Source organism: Blautia pseudococcoides, assembly GCF_001689125.2.
In the GTDB taxonomy this organism is placed as follows: Bacteria; Bacillota; Clostridia; order Lachnospirales; family Lachnospiraceae; genus Blautia; species Blautia pseudococcoides.
Genome location: NZ_CP015405.2, coordinates 3,095,351 through 3,119,714, shown reverse-complemented (window position 1 = coordinate 3,119,714; position 24,364 = coordinate 3,095,351). Strand labels below are relative to the sequence as shown.

Genomic DNA, 24,364 nt, shown 5'->3' with positions numbered 1-24,364 from the left:
GGGGAAGACAGCTCCTTTCCCATAAAAATCCACAATTTTTCGTCCGAAAATACAAATTTGAACTTTATTTCTTAAAAGAAATGTAGTATGATACATGGGTACAAAAAGTTCATTAGGAGGAATGAAAAATGGTAAAAGCAGTAGTAGGGGCTAACTGGGGAGATGAAGGTAAGGGCAAGATCACTGACATGCTCGCACAGGAATCCGATATCATCGTAAGATTCCAGGGCGGTGCCAATGCGGGTCATACAATTGTAAACAATTACGGAAAATTTGCGCTCCATACTCTTCCGTCCGGTGTGTTCTACGACCACACAACCAGTGTCATCGGAAACGGTGTTGCGCTTAATATCCCGGTACTGTTTAAAGAGATCCATTCTATTGTGGAGAAGGGTGTACCTGCACCGAAGATCAAGGTTTCTGACCGCGCGCAGATGGTCATGTCCTATCATATCAAATTCGACGAATATGAGGAAGAGCGTCTGGCAGGAAAATCTTTTGGCTCCACCAAGTCTGGAATCGCGCCGTTTTATTCTGATAAATATGCAAAGAACGGTTTCCAGGTCAGCGAGCTGTTCGATGATGACGCGGCACTGAGAGAAAAAGTGGAGCGTGTATGCGAGACCAAGAATGTGACCTTAGAGCACTTATATCACAAACCGCTTCTGAATCCGGATGATATCATGAAAGAGCTGATGGAGTATAAGGAGATGATCGCTCCCTATGTGTGTGATGTCTCCCTGTATTTGTGGAATGCACTGAAAGAGGGCAGGGAAGTGCTTCTGGAAGGACAGCTCGGATCCCTGAAAGACCCGGATCACGGAATCTATCCAATGGTTACCTCCTCCTCCACACTGGCTGCTTACGGTGCAGTGGGCGCAGGTATTCCGCCTTACGAGATCAAGAAGATCATCACAGTCTGCAAGGCATACTCAAGCGCAGTAGGCGCCGGTGCATTTGTATCTGAAATCTTCGGTGACGAAGCAGACGAGCTGAGAAGACGCGGCGGTGACGGCGGAGAGTTTGGCGCCACCACGGGACGCCCAAGACGTATGGGATGGTTTGACTGTGTGGCTTCCAAATATGGCTGCCGTATGCAGGGAACTACAGATGTGGCCTTCACGGTTCTGGATGTTCTGGGATATCTGGAGGAGATTCCGGTATGTGTGGCTTACGAGATCGACGGCGAGATCACAACAGATTTCCCCACAACAGGCAGGCTGGAAAAGGCAAAACCGGTTCTGGAAACACTTCCGGGCTGGAACTGCGATATCCGCGGCATTAAAAATTACGATGAGCTTCCGGAAAACTGCCGCAGATATATTGAGTTCGTGGAAGAGAAGATCGGATTCCCCATCACCATGGTTTCCAACGGCCCAAGCCGTGAGGATATTATTTACCGCAATAAATAAAAGCTGTGTGATATAATGGAAAAAGAAATGTATTAACATAACAAAAACCGACTGGTCAGCAGGCCAATCGGTTTTTGTTATGTCTTATCCCATTTAAAGCACATCGTATTCTTCCACTAATTTTTGGATGGTCTCTTTCCTGCCCTTAAAATGGACAGCATTAATTCCCTGCAAACGGGCTTCCGCCACATTTTCCAGTACATCGTCAAGAAATACCGCCTTCTCCGGCTTGATATGAAAGTCATTCAGCAGTTTCTGGTAGAACTCCGGTTCCGGCTTCAGCATTTTTACCTGCCAGGACATGTAGCCGCCGTCCATAAGATCCAGAAATGCCATTTTCTCCTTGCAGCGTTCATACATAGGCTGTGAAAAATTGGATAGATAATAGAGCTTATATCCTCTCTTTTTCAAATGTTTCAGCCAGTCCACTGTGTAAGAGTAGGTATGTATGGCACCGCTCATTTTTGCGAATGCCTCACGTATTTCTTTTTCGTATTCCGGGTCATTGTCAATAAAGGCCTGGAGAATTTCTTCTTCATTCCGCACACCTCGGTCAGCATCCACCCAATCAGGGCTGTCAAATACAGCATCGCCCACAGCCTGTACTGCTTCCGCGCTGAATTTCAAACTTTTTAAATAGGTTTTCCAGTCATAACGGACCAGCACATTTCCAAGGTCAAAGATAAAAGTATCTACAGCGGAGGATGCAGTGTCTATCTGAGGAATATCATTTTTCTGCCTTGTATAGCGGTATACCAGCAGGCAGGCATACAAAAACACGGGAACAAGTACCGTGCAGTAGATTGCGGCCAGCAGCATATTACCGGCATTTGGGTTGTGCGAAAGAGAAAAAATAAAAGCCAGGACGTACATGCTAAGAAGCAGTACGGCTCCAACCAGCGCAGCAATTTGTTTCAGCTTCTTCACTTCTTATTCTCCCTCCCATAGAATATCTTTAATTATAATGAGTTTTGAGGTATCCGTCAATGTGCATAAATGCTCGAAATCAAAGAGAAAATCGACAATTTGTCCAATTTTCAGGCTATACTTACCGAGAAATGGAGAATGATTTGCATATATTTTCCAAAATTTTTAAAGGAATTATGGAAGTTCAGACAGTAGGTGATACGATGGATGGCAGAAAGCTGTACCATGTGAGAATGGGAGATGAAAATGCCTCTGACAGGGTTTTGATTTTTGCGGGAATACATGGAAGAGAATACATGACCAGCCAGCTTGTCATGGAACAGATGGGGGAATTTGTGGAGAATCTGCTTCACGAGGACAGAACCTACAAGGGATATTCCTACCGTGAGCTGCTGAAAGACCGTGCCCTCCATATAATTCCCATGGCAAATCCGGACGGGGTGACCATCAGCCAGTTTGGGGCTGAGGGCATGCAGTCACCCGGGATTCGGGAACAGGTGTGGGAGATCGCGGACCGGGATGGGGCACGAATGCCGTGGAAATCTTATTTCAGACGGTGGAAATCCAATGCCGAAGGTGTGGATGTGAACCGGAATTTTGATGCCCTGTGGGAGGATTATGTGGATGGGATCGGCAGACCCTCCAGGGAAAAATACAAGGGTACCGCCCCAGAGAGCACCAGGGAGGCCCAGGCATTGGTTAATCTGACAAAAAAGGAAAACTTCGCGCGCACTGTCAGCTATCATTCCTCCGGCGGAGTCATATACTGGGCTTTCGGGCAGCAGGGGGAACTGGCAGCCAGGACACAGGCCTTTGCAAACCGTATTGCTGCTGTCACGGGATATGAGCCGGACGGCAATTACGAGGAGCTGGATCCCGCAGGATATAAGGACTGGGCATTACTGAAAAGGGGAATTCCAAGCCTGACCATTGAAATCGGCAGGGCGGATTCCCCGCTGCCCCAGTCTGCATACAAAAAAGTTCTGCGGGAAAACAGATATGTGTGGGAAGAAACTCTGCTGGATATCATAGAAGAAAAGAAATAGAGCCCTCTTTTTTCGTTTAACTGTCAGACCTTCTGCCGGAAGTTTCCCGGCACAGGCGAATAAATTCTTTGACATAGGGAAGAAAGGCCCTGTCCTTTCTCTGTACGATATAAAAAACACGCTTTATGGGCAGGTCTGTGACCGGGCAGGCGTGGAGTTTGTGGCTGGAAAGTTCTTCCCGTATCAACATTTTAGAGATCATGGAGATCCCTTCATTTTCAGCTACAGCTTCCTTCAGGGCGTCAATGTTATGATATACATGACTTTTAGTAAGGGAAAGGCCCTGTTTGCTCAGGGCCCGCTCCAGAGCCGCGCGGGTGCTGTTTCCTTCCTCCCGCAGGAGAAACATCTCATTTTCAAAATCCACAATGGAAAGACTTTCTCTCCGGGCATAGGGATGATCAGGACTGCATATGACCACAAAAGTATCATCCAAAAAAGGGGTATAGACAAGGCTGCTGTGGCTTCCCTTTGTCTCTGTAAGCATTACATCCAGTTCCCCTGAGGCCAGCTTTTTCTCCATAAAATAGGAGTCGTCAATAGTAAAACGTGTGCTTACATCCGGGCAGATGATATGGTATGCCCGGATAATATCCTGCAGCAGGCAGGAGGCAGCCACCAGCGTGCTTCCAATATGGATCTGTTTCAGATGGAGTCCCAGAAGTGCGGACTCCATTTCTTTATATAGGGAAATGATTCTGGATGCGTAATCCAGGAGCAGCACACCTGCCTCTGTGAGCCGGAGATGTTTGCTCAGACGGTCAAACAGGCGGACCTTGTAAGTCTTTTCAATCTCAGAGATAGCCAGACTGACCGTGGATTGTGAAATATACAGGTTTTGGGCAGCAATACTCATATTGTTGCAGGATGCAACTTCCAGAAATATGGACATGTGGCGGAGTGTCATGGGGTATCCTCCTTTGCTATTAAAAAAACTCATAACATAACCATATTTTAGTATTTTACAAGAGTAAAATCAAGTGCTATTATGACCATAATAAATGAAAATTCGGCTGAATGAAAAAATATGTTATTACTATAATCAATATGTAAAGGGGATGAGGAAATCATTGTTTAACCGGGGACAGTCTGACAGGAGAGTGTCATAGCGTTTTCCACGATCCAGAAGACGTTCACAGCTCTGGACGCGGAAATCCGCAGTCTGGCAAACCCCGTGTCCATGGATACCTTTCCGCTTGCCGGTGAGATTGAGGACAGGAGCACCAGCGCGCCTTTGGCTGTGCAGAGACCGGATAAAATACTGGACGATCTCTGCTATGTCCTGGGGATTGAACTCATGCTTGCAGGCCAGGCGATGGATTTGCGGAGAGGGGAAACATTTGGGGAAATAACAGGGAAAGGGCTTGCCGTCCTCAGGAAACAATACCGTTTTATGATAAGGATGACCGTATACTGACTGAGGATATAGAGGCCGTTTATGAACTATTGAAAGAGGGAACATTTCTGCGAAAACTAAACATATAAACGGATTGGAGAAGAATTGGGAGGTTAAAGATGAAAGAAACGAAAGAAAAGACAGGTTCTGCCGGACTTGTGCGGAAGGGTGTATTTATTCCTGCTTTTGTTATCATGGCAATTGTTGTAGCGATTGGTTTTATCAATAATGAGGGGCTGGCAAAGGGAGCCAAAGCCTTCTTTGGTTTTTCCCTTGGGAAATTCGGATGGCTGTATCAGCTTGTGGCAGTTGTTTCAGTTGTAGTCATAGCCATTGTCACATGTTCTAAGCTGGGAGATATGCGGATCGGCGGAGCCAATGCAAAACCCAAGTATCCCTTCGGAACCTGGTTTGCCATGATACTGACAGGCGGAATTGCAGTGGGAATTGTAAACTGGGGGATCAATGAACCTTTGATATACTATGGAAATGTGTACGGTGAGCTGGACCAGCTGGGCATTCAGGCGGGAACCCAGGAGGCGGCACGTTTTGCGCTTGGCAGATGTTTTTATAACTGGACATTTGTACCTTATGCCATGTATGCGGTATCGGGCCTTCTCATTGCCTACATGTATTTCAACAAGAAAGAAAAACTGTCTGTAATTTCCACCTTAAAGCCTCTTTTTGGAAAAAAGACAGAAAATCCCATATTTATGAATACAGTAGATACGCTGTGTTCCCTTGCGATCACACTGGGAATGTCTTCCGGCCTGGGAACCGGTCTGGCGCTTCTTATTTCCGGGCTGAATGTTGTATATAAAATACCGAATAATACATTCATCTGGGTACTTCTTGGGGGGATAGCCACTCTTATTTTTACAAGCTCCGCTATCCTGGGCGTGGATAAAGGGATCCGCAGACTGGCATCCCTGAACAGTAAGATTTTCTATGGTCTGCTGATCTTCCTGTTCATCACAGGACCAATGGCGATCATTTTAAGCAATTCCGTATCAGGACTGGGAGAGTGGCTGAATAATTTCTTTATCTGGGGACTGGATTCCGGTGATGTGGGCGGCGAGGCGCTGACAAGATGGTGGACCCTGGCTGACTGGTGTTCCTGGATCGCCTATGCTCCCATCATGGGTATTTTCCTTGGAAAGATTGCCTATGGCAGAACCGTGCGTGAATTTATGATCATCAACTGGGTTATGCCATCCTTATTCGGTATCGTGTGGTTTTCCGTATGGGGAGGAACAGGACTGAACTGGCAGATGAACGGTGTTGTGGATATGGTTGGAGTCATCAAGGAAAGCGGCGCTACAGCAGGCGTTTGGGCCTTTCTGCAGAACCTTCCGCTGGGGCTGGGAATTATTATCATTCCGGTTGTTATGATTACCCTCATGCTGTCCTTCTCCACAGCGGCGGACTCCATGACCAGCACCATTGCATCCATCTGTACCAAGGGACAGAATATGGAGGAGGAGCCTCCAAAGTCCCAGAAGTTGATCTGGGGTATCCTGATCGGTTCCATCTCCATTATCATGGGAGCCGTAGCAGGCGGTGTACGTGGTATAGACGGCGTAAAACAGTTGGCTTCGGTGGGAGGTTTTCTGGTACTCTTTGTATTCCTGCTGCAGTTGATCGCATTTATTAAAACATTTTTTGTGGATTTGAAAAAAGAGAAGAATGGGAAGAAAGAATAGAAGTGCTTGCAGAAAACGAGCAGAGAAAAATTTATTAAATTTTGGAGGTGCTTATGGATTTATTATACATAAATGCATTTGATATTGAAAAACTGGAACTGACAAATGAAGAAATTCTGGGAGCAGTGGAGAAAAGCCTGGAGGCCCAGGGAAATGGCAGGACAGTCATTGAGCCCCGTGTACATCTGATCCCCGATCCGGAATTTCATGGACATTTCAATGTACTCAGAGGATATATAGAGCCTATGGATGTGGCAGGCGTGAAAGTTGTGGGAGACTATGTTTATAACTATAAACACAATCTGCCGTCAGAAATGGCCCTGCTTAATTTGTACGACCCTAAAACCGGGGCGCCGAGAGCCGTGGTCGACGCTACGGAAATCACATCTATGCGTACGGGTGCTCTGACAGCCATCGGAGCGAAGTATCTGGCAAAGAAAGAAAATAAAATCCTGGGGCATCTGGGTTCCAGAGGAACCGCATGGTGGAACGTGGTGCTTCTTGATTCCATTTATGATTTTGAGGAGATTCGTGTGAACAGCCGCAGAAAAGAATCCATGGAGGATTTTGCGGCACGGCTTACCAAAAAACTGGGCAAACCGGTTAAAGTGACCCAGAACAGTGAAGAGTGCCTGAAAGGGGCGGATATCATGGTGGAGGCCACCCGTCTTATGGAACCTACGCCTCTATTGAAAACAGAGTGGGTACAGCCGGGGAATTTTGTGGTTCCCTATGGGACAGTCAGCGCGGTGGAACTCTCCCTCACAGATGTGATGGACAAGATCGTGGTGGACGACTGGGGACAGTGCAAAGGCGGCATCCTGGGAAGCCTCCGCAGACATGTGGAGACAGGAAAACTAAGCGAGAATACATTGTATGGAGAACTGGGAGAGATTGTGGCAGGGAAAAAACCGGGCAGACAGCGTGAGGATGAGACCATTTTATTCTGGCACAGAGGACTTTCAACAAATGACATTGCACTGGGACAGTTAGTATATGAAAAAGCATTAAAAATGGGAATAGGCACAACATTGAAATACCGATAGAATACCCTCTTAAAACCGTCCTGCAGCCGGGAAATTTTTACGGCTGCGGGACGGCTTTTTTTGGATAAAAAGGAAAGTTGCGAAAGATAGTTGCAGACATTGTAAAAAGTGGTATAATGCAAACTGTATAGAAAAAATTTTTAATTTCTGGATATACACATTTATGGAGGAATTGACGCAAGAAATGAAAATCAGAAAGCATTTTATACTGACCGGTTTGGTACAGGGAGTAGGGCTTAGGTACCGGGCGCAGCACCTGGCACGGCTTCTGCAGGTGACCGGATGGGTGAAGAACACCTGGGACGGATGCGTGGAAATGGAACTGCAGGGCAAAGAGCAGGAGATAGCAAACTTCCTGGAACGGTTGTCCATGGGGAATTTTATACGGATTGAAGGGGTTGATGCCAAGGAGATTCCGGTGCGGGAGGAGAATGGGTTCTGTGTAAAAAGTTAAAACAGAGGAATATTATTTATGCAGGAAAATATTGACAAGCCCGTAAAAGCGGAACCCACCTTTGGGGACCTTTTTGCATGGAGGAAGAAGTATGATGAAAACAGAAACAGTAGAAAATATGTGCGGGGGCAAGGGCCATGTGATCATTAAGCATATTTTAGGAGAGAAGGAGCTGAATGGAAAATGCGGTCTGTACGCAGAGGTAGTCATTGAGCCGGGATGTTCCCTTGGATATCATGAACACCACAATGAGAGCGAGACTTACTATATTCTGTCCGGCCAGGGAGACTATGATGACAATGGCACAGTACGCCCGGTAAAGGCAGGGGATGTAACCTTTACACCGGATGATCACGGACATGGGCTGGTGAATACTGGGGAGGAAGACTTAGTGTTTATGGCATTGATCATTTTTGATTGATACAGGACTTATACATACATAGGGGAAGCGGCGGTAAGGCGCTTCTCCTTTTTGTATGTATAAAACTTTAGCAGTTATGTCCAATTTTTAGTTAGTATTTGAAAAGAAAAATTTAAAATCAGTGTTGTATCTGCCACATTATGTCAGGAAGCATTCAGACAAGGCTTTATAGGGGTGGAAATTCTTGGAGGTACTTGTAATGCCGCAGACAATGCAGTCTGGTCTTTGGGTGTTCCGGCTTCTTTTCATACCATAGTGTATGAGACAGGACGCACATATCTGTATTTTCGGGGGATATAGATGAGTTTGTACATGTTTCACAAAAATTAAAAAGTATGGAATATAGGATTGAAAGTGAAAAAGAAATATGATACATTAATAATAAGATAATAGAACTGAGTTCTATAATGAAGAACGAAAGGGTTTATATTTTATTACTCGGCCAATAGCCGAGTAATAAAATGATCATTTTGTAGAATTAAGTTCTGTAATAAAGAACGTGAAAAAAGAACTTTTTGTAACTAGAGGATATTACTTTACCGCACAGAATTTAAATATGGAAAGGGGGCTCCTGACAATGGGAAAAGGAAAGGTGTGATCAATCCGGTGCGGGGGCTGTGGCGATTGTATTCCGGCATGTCCGCAGAAGGTATTCAGAGAAGGCGGACAGGTAGTGGTGACAGCCGGGAGGGACCGACAACTGACTGTGAAGGTCAGCGGCGAGAACACCTGATTCGCGGACTTCGGATGGTGAACTCCTCCATCATACCAGAGGACAGAATATACAGGGCTGACATCAAGGAAGTGAAAATCCCTGTAACAGATATTGTTGCGGTGTACCTGCTGACGCAGGAGAGTAGAAGGTAACGGGTATCTCGGAGTTTGCAGTGAAACAGAAAGACAGAATGAAAGAGCTGGATATAAATCTTCTATTGTAAATGGGGAAGTAGAAGATGTGGATATTGCAGATGCCCTGGTGGTGGAATATGGTATTGCGGACTGAATACGATGTACAAAAGGAGGGGCTTTATGGAACAAAACGGGGCTCATAAAAAGATACGACGTTTGCTGATTCTGATGTCATTGGGAATTGCCTATGGTTTTATGTTCGTACTTCCCTATATGAAATCCACTTTTTATGACCAGATGATAGCAGCTATGGAAGTTAACAATGAACAATTAGGTTCTTTGATGAGTATTTATGCAATAGCGTGTACTGTATCTTATCTTCCAGGAGGCTGGATTGCGGATAGATTTAAACCAAAGACTGTTTTATTATTTTCTACGTTTGGTAATGCTATATTATGTTTTATCTTTATGATGACATATAAGAACTTTTTTATGGTGCGTATGATATGGTTGCTCTGCGCATTTACTGGAGGGTTTGCATTCTGGCCTGCAATCATGAAAGGAATCCGTCTGTTGGGCGATGAGGAAGAACAGGGAAGAATGTTTGGAATATTTGAGGGCATGAACGGTGTAGCTTCTCTTTTAGTTAGTTTTATCATGGTAGGTCTGCTTTCTTTGTTCAGCGGCGATTTGATTACCGGATTTAAAGGCGCTGTGGGCAGTATGGGAGTATTATGTCTGATATCAGGAGTTTTGATTCTGATCCTGTTCAATGATAAATTAGTATATGGAGAAGAGAACGGAGAAAGTGAAAAATTTAACACCAGACAGTTTATGCAGACATTTAAAATTCCCGGTGTATGGATTATGGCAATCCTGATGTTCGGGTATGTAACTACATCTGCTGTTGCAAGTTATCTTACACCGTACAGTACCGGGGTACTGGGGATTTCTGCAGTGGCCGCAGCAACCATTGGGACAATCCGTACCTATGGCTGTCGTTTTTTAGGCGGGCCAATAGGAGGCTGGATAGCTGACAAGGTATTTCATTCTGTCTGTAAAGAACAGATGCTGGGTCATATCCTTTGTATTATAGGAATAGGCGTGTTTCTGGTAATTCCAGGAGGTACTCCCACGGGTATCATCGCGGGTCTGCTGATTTTGGTGGGAGTGTTCATGTTTACCGTTAAAGGCACTACTTTTTCAGTACAGCAGGAACTGGGGATTCCCTTGCACGTGTCAGGAAGTGCAGTGGCTATAGCCACTCTCATTGGTTATCTGCCCGACATGTTTATGCATACTATGTTTGGTAATTGGCTTGACCGTTATGGGAATGACGGATATACAAGAATATTTTTATATGGCATTGCCATTACCGTTGTTTGCGTAGTGGTTGCATTTATCGGAGTAAAGGTATCGAAAAGGAGATAACCTGATGGTCTGGAATAGATAAACAGGAGACGGCGTACATGGGTTATCTGGATATTGAAAGTATCTCATCACCTGTTCAACAGCATAAATAGACAGACAAAAAAGTTGAAAACTGATAAAATACCTTGATTAAAAGATGTTAAGAAGGGGTGGAATAATGACTAAGATTATATTATTGGAATACCCAGAATCAGCAGACAGGGATATCCAGACAGAATTAGATTATTTACCAAAAGATGCTGAAGTGGAAGTTGCTGTTTTTAATGAGGTTTGCCCGGAAACGTTTTATAAAGCGATAGAAAATGCAGATGCGGTTATAACAGGATATGTTCCTGTGGATAAAAAAGTCATTGACTGTATGAAAAAGTGTAAAATAATATCTGTCCAGGCAACAGGTTGGAATTTTGTGGATGTGGATTATGCAAAAGAGAAAGGAATTGCTGTCTGTGCAGTGGGGGAATATTGTACACAGGAGGTTGCTGACCACACTTTGATGCTTATCATATCGCTCTGTAAAACCCTGCCTTACTTGTCGAGACGAGTTAATAAAGACAGGGTGTGGGAAATAGAGACTTTAAAGAGCAAAAATATCAGGAGAATGGAAGGTCAGACTCTTGGAATTATGGGATTTGGCAGGATTGGCAGAGCTGTGGCGAAAAGGGCTGTTGCCTTTGGTATGAAGATATTGGCATATGATCCTTATATACCCGATTCTGCAGCACAGGATATGGGGGTGAAACTGGTGGATGTTGATACCCTGCTGGAAAATTCTGATATTATCACAGTCCATATGAATTTGACTTCGGAAAATCAGAGCTTTTTCAATAAAAATGTATTCACAAAGATGAAAAAGAAACCATTCTTGATTAACGTGGCCAGAGGCGGTGTGATTGACGAAGATGACCTTGTAGAAGCATTAGATAATGGGATTTTGAGAGGAGCTGGTCTGGACGTCCTTGGCAGTGAGTCTCCTGATTTACAAAAAAATCCCCTGGTAAACAGGGAAAATGTGATTCTTACCCCTCATTGTGCCTTTTTCTCTGAGGATTCTATTGAGGCATGTGAAAGGATATCGGCCGAAAATATTATGTATTATTTAAATGGAGAAAAAGAAAAAGTGTTCAGAATTGTGAACTGAAGCTATCATAACGTATCAGCATAAGTGAACCCCACTTTTACTTTTTTAATTTCACCCCGCTTTTCATGGTGCACAGGCAAGTCTGAATTATCCAATACAGCAAAAGAACATCTGAACGGCATGTGTTGTATCTTATGCAGGAGGCCGATGGCAACAGGCTGGCTACAGGCAAAAAATTGATATGCAGGGTTAGCATTGTTAGATGGATGTACCCTTTAAGTTGTGAAAGATCTGCGGACTTTCCAGTTTTCCAAGGGAAAGTATCTTTGCAGTACAGTCACATGATGTCGGCATTTTAACCGTGATGATCTGACTGTTATCATAAGTCCTGAAATAATACTGGGTTTTTGAGAGGTCAATGAAAGCCGTATACTGTGTATAATCCGCAGTTCCTTTGTCTGTCATAACGACTCCCTTGGGTATGCTGACACTCTCTATTAAATGAAAACAGGTAAGCAAAACCTCTTCCTTTTTGTCAGGGAGCGTGGCATGGCTTTTTTGGAAGGCAGTCTGGAAAAGCGCTGTTCCTGTTGGGAGTATGAACTATACAGGCAGAGTGCTCGGAGAGGCATTCTGTGGTGATTTCCTGAAAGAAGTACTGTTTAATGCAAGAGAAGATATGCCTTACCGGGGTCCTGTAATTTACAGAAAAGGGGAATATAGTTATCACTGCAAAGTCCAGGGGGAATTTGTATGGTTTCAGGGTTATGAAGAGATATTTTATGGGAATCAGAGAATATACGAATGCCATTTTCATGGCGGAAGCATCAGATAAGGGGAAAAGGGCAGCAAATAGCGGCCCTTTTCCCCGGTTTTTTACCATATGAGAAATTACCGGTAAAATTCCCATATAGTGTAGCTGCTGTATGTATCCTGATAGTTTTCACGCAGTGTATGCAGAAGCAGTATACTGTCTCCGGGCGTGAAAATATTCTGTGTGTTGGAGGACGCCTGCCTGTCTGCGGCGGCGGGCAGCCTTGTTTTTCCGCGCAGTTCGGAGGCCGGGCAGCCATAATACTTCTGGCATAGATGGTTCAGGTACCTCACATCTGAAAACCCGCTTTCAATGCTGATGGTAAGCACTTTCTTATCTGTATGCTGCAGAAGGCGGCATGCGTACTCAAACCGTTTCAGGTTCAGATATTCCTGAAAAGACAGGTCAAGTTCGTGGCGAAAAAGGTGTGAGAGATAGGTGAGAGACAGATTTTCATGGGCAGCAATATCCCTCAGCAAAAGTTTCTGTCTGAAATTTTTTTCGATATGATCCGTGATACGGCTCATGCGCTCCTGTCTGTGCCAGCGAGTGGTGATCTCCGCATCTGTGTATGTCTTTTTGGGAACATAAGTGTGAAGCGCATATAGGATCATGTTCAGAAGACTCATGCATTTGTACTCATAGTTGGCAAATTGTCCGAAATAGTTATATGCAAGCTCAATCAGCAGACCCTTCATGATTTCATAACGGGTCTCATGCTGTGAGAAAAAGGAACGGACGTTGTTTTCAATGAAGCAGGTATTCTCGTCGTGTTGGAAATAAGAGGTGACAAGCTGCCGTGACATTTGTATGGCCAGTATCAGCGCGCCGCCGCTTTGTCCATGTATTTCATGCAGTTCCATGGGATTTAGCAGATATATGTCACCGCTTTGCAGATTCCGTATATTTCCATTGACGTTGAGCTGCGGATTTCCGTCAAGAACAAGCCCTATTTCCATCTCCCTGTGGGTATGGGGAGCACGGGAAAAGAGGCGTACCAATAGGGCACGGAACGCATGTATCTGCGGGTGGGCAACCAGTTCAAATTCTTTCTCCATCTCTGTCACTGCTTTCTTTTGATTTTCTAACTCTATTCTAATATCATTGGATAGATCAGACAAGAACAATCTCAAAATTATCTGCATAATAACAAAATAATCATTAAATATAAACAAATAAATCATAGCAATTACAAGAAAAACTGTACAATAATAGAGGCGCTTTCAGCTTTTAGACAAACAAAGGACAAAACGCAAGATTATCGCCTGGTTATCACAAATATGGAAATGCAGTTTCACAGGAAATCGGTTAAACTGAAAGAAAAACAGAGCAAGCTCTTTCCGTGTTCTGAAGACGGTAAGAAATAAAGGAAGACAGGTGATCATATGGGGAAAAAGGTGATTGCAGCGGGACATTCCTGCCTGGATATAACGCCACTCTTTCCGCAGGGGCAGCGGGTATCAAAACTGGGGGAAATTCTCTCGCCAGGAAGACTGATACAGATGGAAGGTGTAGATATTCATGCGGGCGGAGCAGTCTCCAACACGGGGCTGGCTATGAAAATGCTGGGAGCTGATGTCTGCCTCATGACAAAGACCGGAAATGATAAATTCGGTAAGATCCTTTCGGATATCTATGCTGCTTGGGGTGCAGATTCCGGGATCATTGTTCAGGAGGGGCAGAATACATCTTATTCCGTGGTGCTTGCGGTTCCGGGGATAGACAGGATATTTCTTCATGATTCCGGATGTAATGACACCTTCTGCTTTGAGGATTTGCCGAATGAGAAGCTTTGCGGCGCGGATCTATTTCATTTTGGCTATCCTCCCCTGATGAAGAAAATGTACGAAAATACTGGAAGTGAACTGGTGCGTATGATGAAATATATGAAATCCCAAGGAACAGCAACCTCCCTTGACCTGGCTTTTGTGGATGGAGACTCCGCGGCGGGAAAGGCTGACTGGAAGGAGATTTTAAGAAGTGTGCTCCCTTATGTGGATTTCTTTGTACCAAGTATAGAAGAACTCTGTTTCATGCTGGACAGAAGGAGATTTGAGGACTGGAAGCGCAGGGCAGGGGATGAAGACATTTCATTTATTCTGGACGTACAGAAAGATATCCGGCCTTTGGCAGAGCAGTGCATGGAGTTTGGGGCAAAGGTCCTTTTGCTGAAATGCGGGGCACCCGGTTTATATTACAGGACAGCAGAAGGACATGGGCTGGGGGAACTGGAAGCAAAATTGGGGATTTCCGCAGAAGAATGGTCAGACAGGGAGGGATTTGAGGCCAGTTACCAGCCTGAGAAAGTATTATCAGGGACAGGAGCGGGCGACACCACCATCGCCGCATTTCTGACTGCCATGCTGAGAGGGTATCCTTTTAAAATGTGTGTCCGCCTGGCTGCCGCTGAGGGGGCGTCCTGTGTGGAAGCATATGATGCGCTGAGCGGCATCCGCCAGCTGGAGGAACTGGATAAGAAAATTAAAAATGGATGGAAAAAGAGAGAAGGAGTGTAAAAAATGTTAGTAAACCTGAATGATGTGCTGCTGCCGGCCAAAAAAAACGGCTACGGAGTTGGTCTGTTCAATACCGTGAATCTGGAACTTGCCAGAGGTGTGTTAAAAGCAGCGGAAGAACTTAAATCCCCGGTCATCATCGGCACAGCGGAGGTACTGCTTCCCTGCGGACCGCTGGAGGATTTGGCGGGACTGCTTGTCCCCATGGCAAAAAAAGCGTCGGTTCCGGTAGTGCTCCACTATGACCATGGACTTACCTTTGAAAAATGTATGGAGGCGCTGAAGCTGGGATTTACCTCCGTTATGTATGACTGTTCCACAGACAATTACGAAGAAAATTTGAGAAAAGTCCATGAACTGGTCAGAATCGCACATTGTTTTGGGGCAACTGTGGAAGCAGAACTGGGACATGTGGGAGACAATGAGGAACCGGCTGCCCATAAGGGGATGAATGCACCGGAAGCATATTATACAGACCCGGCACAGGCGAAGGATTTTGTAAAAAACACACAGGCAGATGCTTTGGCAATTGCTGTGGGAACTGCTCACGGTGCTTATAAATGGAAACCTAAACTGGATTTTGACCGGATAAAGACAATTGCAGATATGGTGGAGGTCCCCCTGGTACTCCACGGAGGTTCCGGGCTTTCAGAAGAAGATTTCAGAAGGTCCATCGCCTGTGGAATCAGCAAAGTGAATATTTTTACAGATATCAATGTGGCTGCAGGCAAAGCGGCAGTCCGGGCCATCAAGGAAGGAAAAACCTGTCTGACAGATATGATTCCCTGTCAGGTGGAGGCAGCGGCGGAGGCAGTAAAGGCAAAAATACGGGTCTTTGGTTCAGAATATAAGGCATTGACGGATATGAGTATATGACGTAAAATAAAAATTGGGTGGACACCTACCGCAAACTAAGGTCATTTGGTTTGCGGCTTTTTTTGTATATAAGGAGGAAAAGTATGTGGAATTACATCTGGCCGATTCTTTTGGTGATCGGCTCAAATACGGTCTATAATATCTGTGCAAAATCAACCCCGGCAGAGGCAAATGCATTTGTCTCACTTTCCGTGACTTATTTGGTAGGGGCGTTCTTGTCCATTGTGATGTTTTTGTTTACATCATCTGGAAAAGCATATTTTCCGGAATTGAGAAAACTGAATTGGGCATCCGTAGTCCTGGGCGCATCTGTGGTTGCGCTGGAATTTGGTTATATTGCCATATACAGAGCCGGATGGAAGGTCAGTGTTGGCTCCCTGGCGGCCAATATTGGGCTTGCGGTTATTTTGATCATTGTGGGTGTGATCTTTTATAAGGAGCTGATAACTTTTAAACAGATATGCGGAATCATGCTGTGCCTTGGCGGGCTGCTTTTGCTTAATACATAAGCAGCCTGAGTTCTCACATTTTGTTTGGCCGGAAAATTTTTTATCTCTTGGATGCTTATTTTCTGAATATGTCAATGGCGTGGCTTGTAATACCCAATAAATCTTCCCGCTCACAAGTGGCAAAGTGGTATTTCAAAAACAGTTCAAAGGTATCATGGTCCATCTTAGCGATTGCTTCGCGCATAAATAAGGCGCAGCCGTCTGTTGCAGCGTAATGGAGCCGGGTTACGGGAAATGCAGACATCAGGTCATCAATGTCTTCCTTTCGGACAAGTTCAAATACATTCTCTGGATTGGAATTGGCGGCAAATGTCCGGGCATCAAGCAGGCCTTTTTCTATATATTCGGAGACACTGATATTGCCCCGATGAAATCCTTCGTCCATGAGACAGCCATCGGATATGACATAGGCGGCAAAAATTATGCCTCCCTGTTTTGTTACACGAATCGCCTCGCGCAGTGATCGCCTACTCGGATGTACAGAGGCAGGCAGGCCTGCTGGACAAATACCGGGAGGAGAAAGTGGATGGCATTATTTTAAGCCCTATCAATGCACACGAAATTGTGGAGGCGATAGACCGCTGTACAGAAGAAAGAATACCCGTGGTAACGGTCAACTCGGATATTAAGGGAAGCAGACGCTTCTGCTTTATTGGGCAGGATGGTTATAAAGCAGGAAAAGTAGCGGCAAGATTTATGGGAGAGTTTTTGAATGGAAAAGGCAGGACGGTAGTCATAACCAGTGATGGGGATGAGCATCAGTCCTTTCCGTTCGGCACACGTGAGGGCGGGTTCCGTACAGTCATCACAGAGGCGTATCCGCAAATCCAGATGCTTCCCAGCGTCACAACCAAAGAGGACCCGGTGATCATGCGGCGGGAGATGCAGAGGATCCTGCAGGAGGAAAAGGATATAGATGGTATATTAGTCACCTGCGGGTGTGTCCGGGCAGCAGGCGAGGAGCTGAAGGCCAGCGGGCGCAGGGGTGTGCGCCTGATCTGTTATGAGGACTATCCCGAGATTCTGGAACTTATGAGAGAAGACGTGGTGACTATGACACTTGGCAGTGGTTTGAAAGACCAGGGGAAAAGAAGCATAGAGGTTCTGCTGGACAAGCTTATCTATGACAAAAATCCTTACAGGAAGCATTTGTATTCGGAGATCCATGTGATGGTGAAGGAAAGCTTATAGCAGATAGACCAGGCTGTGATGCTGTCATTTTTTTATGATCTGGGAATCACAGCCTTTGTTGTAAGGTGCAAGGTTGTTTCCGGCGGCTTCATGATCAGGGATTCTGTTTGCTTTTTCTGTACTCAGATGGAGTCTGCCCGGTCAGTTTTTGAAAGACTTTTGAAAAATGACGGGTTCCCCGATAGCCTATCTGCTCTGCAACTTCATTTACAGATAAGCACGGGCTGGCGGTGAGCAGACGTTTTGCATGACTTATGCGTACCAATGTGAGATGATCCATAAATCGAAGCCCTTCTTTCTGATGAAAGATCTTGCTGAGGTAATTAGGCGTGATACCGTAAAGAGAGGAGATGGTATTGATTCCAATATCGTCCATGTAATGCTCCTCCACATACTGCTTGACTTTTTCCGTAAGGTTTGGGGTGTTATTTACGCCGGATATTTTGTACATGTCCTCTTTGCCCTGTACAAGAAACTGATAGAGAGAAGCAAAACTGTCTACGGTTTGGCCAAAATGGAAATAATGCTGCAGGTACTTTCCCATACCATTCCAATCCAGTTCTTTTTCCAGCGACAGATCAGGAAAAGAGATTAGCCGGTCCAGCAGTTTCTCATATTGGATATAGTCCCGGTCCTGGTAGGCCAGCTGAAGATTTTCTACAGTTTCACTAAGCTTGATCAGCTGTTTTTTTCTTGATAAAGCAAAAACTTTATGTTCATCCAGGAATCCTCCATAACCACAAAATATTCTTAAAGAAAACAAGTCCATAACGGAAATGATCTTGTCAAAAATTTCCCCTAAAGAACAGGCTGACAGATGATAGGTGGTTACCGGAACACCGAAAGCAGAGGATATAGTATTTAATATTTCAGCAGGCCGCCGGGATGGCTGCGGCGTTTTGATGATCAGGCAGATCTCACCCTCCGGAAGGTGAAACAGACAATAGCGGTAATACAAATGGATCAAAGGATTCAATTCCTGCTGAATGTTCCGGTATAATCCTTTATAAAATTGCTTTTGTGCTTCCGGCTCTTTATAATCCACGCAGAAAATATAGGCAGATAAATTTCCGGTCATATCCTGCTCAAGCGCAGGAAAGATACAGTAAGCATTAAACTGTGCTATGGTTTCATAGAAAAAGGTGTGGTTATCCTGAGTTATCTTCTGGCTTCTGTCCACTTCCGCCTGCATGAAAATTTTTTGGATGTCATCCAGAGAAGGCGGTTTCAGCAGATAATCCCTGGCGCCCAGCTGTATGGCTTTTTGCGCATATGAAAAATCGGAATAACCGCTGAGAATGATAAACTGGGTATGGGGGCATAGGGCGGAAAGCTTTTCTATGGCAGACAGTCCGTCCATGAGCGGCATTCGTATATCCACAAAGGCCAGGTCAGGCTGCTCTTTTTCTCCCAATACAGACATCTCGTTTCCGTTTCTTGCCTCGATATATTCATGAATACCAGGGTACAGCTCATTACACATGCTGATAAAACTCAAACGTACCATGCGTTCGTCATCTGCAATTAATACTTTCATTCGGATTCGTCCTTTCTGTTCTCTTTCAGGCTTGTATGTATATCTCTGATGACCATATAACTGCCTGTATATTCACCCACTGCACTGTGTATTTCAAAAAAACTTTCACTCTGGAAAAGCTGAAGCCTTTCATGGATATTCAGCAGTCCCACACTTTTATTTATATTCAGCTTCTTTTTATCAAATCCAATACCGTTATCCATGACAGCCAGAAAAATACATTGTCCTATTCCTTTCAATGTAATAACAGAGGCATCCACTTCCACCCGGGTAGGTCTATCGTAATCTTCCATACCATGTACAATGGCATTCTCTACTAACGGCTGTATCAGCAGGCGGGGAATGGAGAAATTTTTTGCCTCCTCATCTAAATAAAGCCGGAAATCCAGCCGTTCCTCAAAACGGATCTTTTGAAGAAACAGATAATGCTCAATAAAGGAAAATTCATCCTGTAACGTACTGTATCCGGAGTTAGAGCAGGTATAATGGAAGATCCGTGTGAGCTGGATAATAGAATCCTCCAGCAATTTTCGTTCTTCCATGCGGTTCAGTGCCACAAAATTATTTAAAGTGTTATATAAAAAGTGAGGGTTGATCTGGGCCTGCAGAGCCTGGTATTGGGCATTTTTCTGACTGATGACAGCCATATATTCCTTCTTTATGTGCTCGTCCAGACTTTGGATCATGTGGTTAAGCTGTTTGGTGATTTGTTCAAATTCCTCGTTCATAGTAAGAGTTTCATCTGCCCTCACATCCAGGCTGCCTTCTTCTGCCTCATGCATGATATATAAAATATTACGCAGCGGTTTCGTGAACCCGGAGGATATTTTCCTGTAATTCCAAACGGAAAAGAGAAAAATAAGGATGCCCAAAATAAAAGAAACCAGGAGGGCTTCCAGGATAGGCTTGTAAAATTCCAGATATGGAATGAAATATACCATTTTCCAGTCTGATTTTTTCAGCGAATAAGAGCACACCAGTCCAAAGCGTTCCGGGTTAGTGCTATAGGTTTCCAGAAATGTTTTTCCGGCTGTCTTGTTTGTGGAGTAGATGATCTCGTCCTTTTCTGAAAGTATAGTGATGCAGGAAGGTTCAGAAATGGAGATGTCTGAGAATAAATGCTGAAACAGTTCTGTGGAGACATCTACTTTTAAGAAGCCGATATCTTTTTTGGAATCCAGAATACGGATTGGTTTTACAACAGAGAATACGGACTGTTTTTTCGCTTCCTCATAGTAAGAGACCGTATGCGGTGCGCAATATGTAATATATTTATAGGCAGAGGGTGCATAGGAAAACCAGGAATCTAAAGGATAGCCTTTGGGTGAAAATTCATGGAGCCTGCAGTCACTTTTGCGGTAGACGAACCCTTTGTCACTGTTTGGGTCAATGGGGAAAAAAGCCAATCCAAGTATATCCGAGGAACTCAGTGCAGTTAATTTTGTGGCAGTGCGCTCATATTGTGTAACGTAATTGGACCATTGAGCCGGGGAGGATGATGTATCCTTTTTCATGGTTGAGATATAAGTATATAGATGGATCAAATCATCATACTGATAAGGACTCATGGACAGGCGCTCGGCTTCTTCTAAGTAGGACTCTATATTGCTGCCCAGTGATGATAATACATTGTTATACTTTCGGGCAGTGTCATCCGACAGCCGGACAGAATACAGGGAGACATTGAGGAGAGTATTGATCAAAAGGGGTACCACGGAACATAATAGGAAGAGCAGAAAAATGTTCTTTTGAAAGGAGATTTTTTTCTTGTTTTTCTTTTTCATTATTTGCCTCCAATTCTAAGTTAATATCCATCATACCAGATTTGAAAATGATTACAATATTTAGGCACTGAAAAGTAAAAAATTGTGCAATTTGTGGGAGAGAAGCAGGAGGGGGTTTGGTAATATGAATAAAAGCAATGTAGGAAACGGTACTTAAAGAATAGAAATAGTACATTTTAGAAAGGGCCAAGGCTTGCTATAATAAATTTATAAAACGGGCCCGATAAAAAAAGGAGATTAAGATGAAATACAGAAAATTATTGGCAGGTATCATGGCTGCTTCTATGACAGCGGCAGCGTTCAGCGGATGTTCCCAGCGTCCGGAGGAAAGCAAAGCATCAGAAAAAAATGAGACAGATATAAAGGAAGAAAGCAGTGGGGCAGACCATAGCGGGGATGCAGGCGAAAGTACAGGAGTTACGCTGGAGTTCCAGCACAATATGACAGGTGTGATCACAGACACTATCGAAGAGGTATGCAGGGAATTCACAAAAGAAACCGGCATTGCTGTGGAGGTGTCCGCACCCGGAACATATGGTGAAATGATCAAAGCGCGTATGGCATCCAATGATATGCCGGATCTATTTTCCACACATGGATGGTCAACCTCTCTTTATGTAGAATATCTGGAGCCGATCAATGATCAGCCATTTGCGGATAAGATCGTAGATTCCATTAAAGACATGGTCACGGATGCAGATGGAAATAGGTATGTGCTTCCGGCAGATGCGGATCTGAGCGGCATGACATTTAACAAGACTGTTTTAGATAATGCAGGTGTCAATGTGGATGATATCAGAACATGGGCGGATTTTGAGGAGGCATGCCAGAAAGTAAAAGACATAGGCAAAACCCCCATTCACGTGGGCGGCAAGGACAACTGGACAATCGGTACTATGCTGGATTTAATTGCGCCTACACTCCTTACAAACGACGAAGAAAATGGTTTGGGAGAAGCGCTCTTAGACGGCAGCTTTGACTGGGAGAACTGGCAGCCTGTCAGCGAAATGATAAAGGATTGGAATGATAAAGGTTACTTTAATGTAGACTGTCTCACCGCAGACTATATAACAAGCTGCAAAGCATTGGCTCAGGATGAAGCGGCCTTTACCTTCTATACAGGAAAAGCGGTGGCTGAGGCGCTGCAGACAAATCCGAACGCAGATTTGGGGATCATGCCCATCCCGGCGGCAGATGAAAGTCAGCAGCCATGTATGATTGGCGGTGAAGACCTGGCGGTAGGCGTATGGAAGGATAGTCCTCACAAGGAAGAGGCTTTGGAACTGCTGAATTATATGGCACAGCCGGAGAACTGCTCCAGACTGGCAACAGCCTGCGGTATGCCCGCCGGACTGGAGGGGGTTGAAAGCGAAACGGGCACTTTACAGCCATATTATGAAAAATATATGAGTGCAGATTTACTCACCATACCATACTTTGACAGGGTGTACTTACCGAGCGGATTATATGATGTTATGTGTACTACCGGAACCAGCATTCTGGCCGGAGAAAAAGATGCGGTGGAAGCTTCTGTAAAAAGTATGAGACAGGCATACGAGGAGAAGCTTGCACAGCAATAGCAGGATGAGATGCAGGGGTGTTGTCCGTGACGGCACCCCTGTTAAAAGGAGGGGACTGTATGAGCAAAAAAAGCAGAAAATCTGTGATCAATATTTTTTATGTTCCGGCTATACTTTTGTTCTTGTTTTTTGTTATATATCCTTTTGCGGAAGGGATAAGAATTTCTTTTACCAACTGGAACGGATATTCGCAGAAATATACATATGTAAAATTTGATAATTATGTGAAGCTTTTACATGATGGAAATATTTTGACAGCATTAAAAAACACTTTGATCTATGGGATGGGCAGTACGGTGGTACAAAATATCCTGGGCCTTGGCTACGCTGTTTTACTGAATACGAAGATGAAGGGCAGGACCGTCATCCGTACGGTGGTCTATGCACCAGTCATGATATCCGGACTGGTTATGGGATATATTATGTATTTTCTGGTACAGTATGATGGCGGAGCGGTGAACGATATACTGGCTGCACTGGGACAGGCTCCTGTGGACTGGCTCAGCAGCGGCAGCAGGGCTGTGATCATTATGACATTGATCAACAGTATACAGTATGTGGGAATCTCTATGGTGATTTATCTGGCCGGACTGCAGAATATATCATCACAATATTATGAGGCGGCGGCCATTGACGGAGTAAGCAGATGGCAGCAGTTCCGTTATATTACCGTTCCACTTCTGATCCCTGCCATTTCTTCCTCTGTAACATTGAATTTAATTGGGGGATTGAAATTATTTGATGTGATCCAGGCGTTGACAAAAGGCGGGCCGGGTTACGCCTCCCATTCCCTCTCCACACTTGTGGCAAACCAGTATTTTCAGGCCACAAATGCAGGGTATTCTTCTACCATAGGCCTTTTCTCATTTTTATTGATCATGCTCCTGAGTAATGTGGTGACTTCTTACTTTAATAAGAAGGAGGTATATATGTAATGAACAGAAAGCGCAAAGAGGGTAAAATGCAGAATACCCGGAAAAATAAATGGTGGTTATATCTGATAGGGGCAGTGGTGGTTGTTGTTCATTTTATTCCCCTGTACATATTGTTTGGTGTTGCGGCAAAATCTTCTATGGATACCAGTTCCAGGTGGATCATGCCTGCTTATATTGAGTGGAATAACTTTAAGGAGGCGCTGAACGGTGGAAATATGCTGCTGGCTTTAAAGAATACAGCAGTCATAACCGTATTTTCCGTTGTGTTCATCACAATGATCGGAGCCTTTTCCGCATATCCGCTGGCAAGAAACCGTTCCAGATTTAATATGGGGGTTAAGAGTTTTATTCTGGGCATCATGATGATTCCGGGTCTGAGTATTCTGGTCCCCCTTTACAGTACTATGGTAAAAATACAGGGGATATCCACCTATTGGGGAATCATCATTGTGCTGGTAACCTTTAATCTGCCCATGAGTATATTTTTGTTCTCTAATTTTATTGCTGGGATTCCGGAAGCGCTGGAAGAGGCGGCGTTTATTGACGGGTGCGGACCGGTTCAGGCCTTTTTCAGAATTATACTGCCGCAGCTAAAGCCTGTCATAGCCAGTGTGGTGATACTGACGGGGGTAGGATGCTGGAATGATTACCAGTTTTCCTTATATTTTCTACAGTCACCAAAGCTGAAGACCATCACCTTGGCTGTGGCCAGTTATTTTTCCCAGACCGCTAATAATATGAATGCTGCCGCCGCTTCTGCCCTGCTTGGAGTATTGCCGGTCCTGGTGCTGTTTCTGTTTTTACAGAAGTATTTTATTCAGGGTATGGTAGACAGTGCAGTGAAATAAAAATAATATGG

General features: G+C 44.6%; 24 protein-coding genes and 1 pseudogene. 18 read left to right on the top strand and 7 right to left on the bottom strand.

The window, feature by feature from the left end:
- The first annotated feature begins 128 nt into the window (after positions 1-128).
- Positions 129-1,412 (top strand): adenylosuccinate synthase, encoded by a 1,284-nt coding sequence (locus tag A4V09_RS14910; RefSeq protein WP_065543049.1) that lies wholly within the window; start codon positions 129-131, stop codon positions 1,410-1,412.
- A 93-nt stretch (positions 1,413-1,505) separates the two neighbouring features.
- Here the strand turns inward: A4V09_RS14910 and A4V09_RS14905 are convergent, their stop codons facing one another.
- Positions 1,506-2,339: an HAD family hydrolase gene (locus tag A4V09_RS14905; RefSeq protein WP_065543048.1), complete on the bottom strand. Its 834-nt coding sequence runs from the start codon at positions 2,337-2,339 to the stop codon at positions 1,506-1,508.
- A gap of 59 nt (positions 2,340-2,398) precedes the next feature.
- On the opposite strand from A4V09_RS14905, the gene A4V09_RS14900 reads away from it, so the two are divergent.
- The gene (locus A4V09_RS14900; protein WP_084043617.1) at positions 2,399-3,385 is read left to right on the top strand and encodes a M14 family zinc carboxypeptidase; all 987 of its coding nucleotides are present in this window, start codon (positions 2,399-2,401) and stop codon (positions 3,383-3,385) included.
- 16 nt (positions 3,386-3,401) lie between these two features.
- On the opposite strand, the gene A4V09_RS14895 is transcribed toward A4V09_RS14900, so the two are convergent.
- Positions 3,402-4,292: a LysR family transcriptional regulator gene (locus A4V09_RS14895; protein WP_065543046.1), complete on the bottom strand. Its 891-nt coding sequence runs from the start codon at positions 4,290-4,292 to the stop codon at positions 3,402-3,404.
- 198 nt (positions 4,293-4,490) lie between these two features.
- Between A4V09_RS14895 and A4V09_RS14890 the strand changes: the two genes are divergently transcribed.
- From A4V09_RS14890 to A4V09_RS14855, 8 genes are all read left to right on the top strand, one after another.
- Positions 4,491-4,802: an aromatic amino acid lyase gene (locus A4V09_RS14890; protein ID WP_084043615.1), complete on the top strand. Its 312-nt coding sequence runs from the start codon at positions 4,491-4,493 to the stop codon at positions 4,800-4,802.
- A gap of 98 nt (positions 4,803-4,900) precedes the next feature.
- Positions 4,901-6,484 (top strand): BCCT family transporter, encoded by a 1,584-nt coding sequence (locus A4V09_RS14885; protein WP_065543044.1) that lies wholly within the window; start codon positions 4,901-4,903, stop codon positions 6,482-6,484.
- A 53-nt stretch (positions 6,485-6,537) separates the two neighbouring features.
- Positions 6,538-7,530 (top strand): ornithine cyclodeaminase family protein, encoded by a 993-nt coding sequence (locus A4V09_RS14880; protein WP_065543043.1) that lies wholly within the window; start codon positions 6,538-6,540, stop codon positions 7,528-7,530.
- A 184-nt stretch (positions 7,531-7,714) separates the two neighbouring features.
- On the top strand, positions 7,715-7,984 hold the full coding sequence (locus tag A4V09_RS14875) for an acylphosphatase (protein WP_084043614.1): 270 nt from the start codon (positions 7,715-7,717) through the stop codon (positions 7,982-7,984).
- Positions 7,985-8,078: 94 nt separating this feature from the next.
- Complete coding sequence (locus A4V09_RS14870; RefSeq protein ID WP_065544801.1) at positions 8,079-8,405, top strand: cupin domain-containing protein; 327 nt, start codon at positions 8,079-8,081, stop codon at positions 8,403-8,405.
- Between the two features lie 594 nt (positions 8,406-8,999).
- Complete coding sequence (locus A4V09_RS24960; RefSeq protein WP_198168545.1) at positions 9,000-9,272, top strand: hypothetical protein; 273 nt, start codon at positions 9,000-9,002, stop codon at positions 9,270-9,272.
- Positions 9,273-9,434: 162 nt separating this feature from the next.
- The gene (locus tag A4V09_RS14860) at positions 9,435-10,685 is read left to right on the top strand and encodes an MFS transporter (RefSeq protein ID WP_065543040.1); all 1,251 of its coding nucleotides are present in this window, start codon (positions 9,435-9,437) and stop codon (positions 10,683-10,685) included.
- 157 nt (positions 10,686-10,842) lie between these two features.
- Positions 10,843-11,823, top strand: coding sequence for a C-terminal binding protein (locus tag A4V09_RS14855; protein WP_065543039.1), 981 nt, complete (start codon positions 10,843-10,845; stop codon positions 11,821-11,823).
- A gap of 198 nt (positions 11,824-12,021) precedes the next feature.
- Here A4V09_RS14855 and A4V09_RS14850 read toward each other — a convergent pair whose 3' ends face one another.
- Positions 12,022-12,282, bottom strand: coding sequence for a linear amide C-N hydrolase (locus A4V09_RS14850; RefSeq protein WP_242963850.1), 261 nt, complete (start codon positions 12,280-12,282; stop codon positions 12,022-12,024).
- A 79-nt stretch (positions 12,283-12,361) separates the two neighbouring features.
- On the opposite strand from A4V09_RS14850, the gene A4V09_RS26505 reads away from it, so the two are divergent.
- Positions 12,362-12,598, top strand: a complete 237-nt coding sequence (locus A4V09_RS26505; protein ID WP_065543037.1) for a DUF5680 domain-containing protein — start codon at positions 12,362-12,364, stop codon at positions 12,596-12,598.
- A 56-nt stretch (positions 12,599-12,654) separates the two neighbouring features.
- Here A4V09_RS26505 and A4V09_RS14840 read toward each other — a convergent pair whose 3' ends face one another.
- The gene (locus tag A4V09_RS14840; protein WP_065543036.1) at positions 12,655-13,635 is read right to left on the bottom strand and encodes an AraC family transcriptional regulator; all 981 of its coding nucleotides are present in this window, start codon (positions 13,633-13,635) and stop codon (positions 12,655-12,657) included.
- A gap of 327 nt (positions 13,636-13,962) precedes the next feature.
- On the opposite strand from A4V09_RS14840, the gene A4V09_RS14835 reads away from it, so the two are divergent.
- From A4V09_RS14835 to A4V09_RS14825, 3 genes are all read left to right on the top strand, one after another.
- Positions 13,963-15,093, top strand: coding sequence for a carbohydrate kinase family protein (locus A4V09_RS14835; protein ID WP_065543035.1), 1,131 nt, complete (start codon positions 13,963-13,965; stop codon positions 15,091-15,093).
- Between the two features lie 3 nt (positions 15,094-15,096).
- A complete protein-coding gene (locus tag A4V09_RS14830; RefSeq protein WP_065543034.1) occupies positions 15,097-15,969 on the top strand; it encodes a class II fructose-bisphosphate aldolase in 873 nt (290 codons plus the stop codon).
- 83 nt (positions 15,970-16,052) lie between these two features.
- Complete coding sequence (locus A4V09_RS14825) at positions 16,053-16,478, top strand: EamA family transporter (protein WP_065543033.1); 426 nt, start codon at positions 16,053-16,055, stop codon at positions 16,476-16,478.
- Positions 16,479-16,533: 55 nt separating this feature from the next.
- Here A4V09_RS14825 and A4V09_RS14820 read toward each other — a convergent pair.
- Positions 16,534-16,947: pseudogene (locus A4V09_RS14820) on the bottom strand (SAM-dependent methyltransferase); the annotation flags it as partial.
- Here A4V09_RS14820 and A4V09_RS14815 point away from each other — a divergent pair.
- Positions 16,938-17,669: a sugar ABC transporter substrate-binding protein gene (locus A4V09_RS14815; protein WP_334293541.1), complete on the top strand. Its 732-nt coding sequence runs from the start codon at positions 16,938-16,940 to the stop codon at positions 17,667-17,669. The pseudogene A4V09_RS14820 and the gene A4V09_RS14815 overlap by 10 nt on opposite strands.
- Positions 17,670-17,763: 94 nt before the next feature.
- Here the strand turns inward: A4V09_RS14815 and A4V09_RS14810 are convergent, their stop codons facing one another.
- Both A4V09_RS14810 and A4V09_RS14805 read right to left on the bottom strand, forming a co-directional pair.
- Positions 17,764-19,206, bottom strand: coding sequence for a response regulator (locus A4V09_RS14810; protein ID WP_065543031.1), 1,443 nt, complete (start codon positions 19,204-19,206; stop codon positions 17,764-17,766).
- Positions 19,203-20,990 (bottom strand): cache domain-containing sensor histidine kinase, encoded by a 1,788-nt coding sequence (locus A4V09_RS14805; protein WP_065543030.1) that lies wholly within the window; start codon positions 20,988-20,990, stop codon positions 19,203-19,205. The genes A4V09_RS14810 and A4V09_RS14805 overlap by 4 nt, the downstream gene beginning before the upstream one ends.
- Positions 20,991-21,232: 242 nt before the next feature.
- Between A4V09_RS14805 and A4V09_RS14800 the strand changes: the two genes are divergently transcribed.
- Genes A4V09_RS14800 through A4V09_RS14790 form a run of 3 tightly spaced genes read left to right on the top strand, consistent with a single transcriptional unit; the run spans position 21,233 to position 24,353 of the window.
- Positions 21,233-22,570: an ABC transporter substrate-binding protein gene (locus A4V09_RS14800; protein ID WP_065543029.1), complete on the top strand. Its 1,338-nt coding sequence runs from the start codon at positions 21,233-21,235 to the stop codon at positions 22,568-22,570.
- A 59-nt stretch (positions 22,571-22,629) separates the two neighbouring features.
- Positions 22,630-23,505 carry a carbohydrate ABC transporter permease gene (locus A4V09_RS14795; protein ID WP_065543028.1) on the top strand — a complete coding sequence of 292 codons (876 nt, stop codon included), beginning with the start codon at positions 22,630-22,632 and terminating at the stop codon, positions 23,503-23,505.
- Positions 23,505-24,353: a carbohydrate ABC transporter permease gene (locus tag A4V09_RS14790; RefSeq protein WP_242963849.1), complete on the top strand. Its 849-nt coding sequence runs from the start codon at positions 23,505-23,507 to the stop codon at positions 24,351-24,353. The genes A4V09_RS14795 and A4V09_RS14790 overlap by 1 nt, the downstream gene beginning before the upstream one ends.
- The last annotated feature ends 11 nt before the right edge of the window (positions 24,354-24,364 follow it).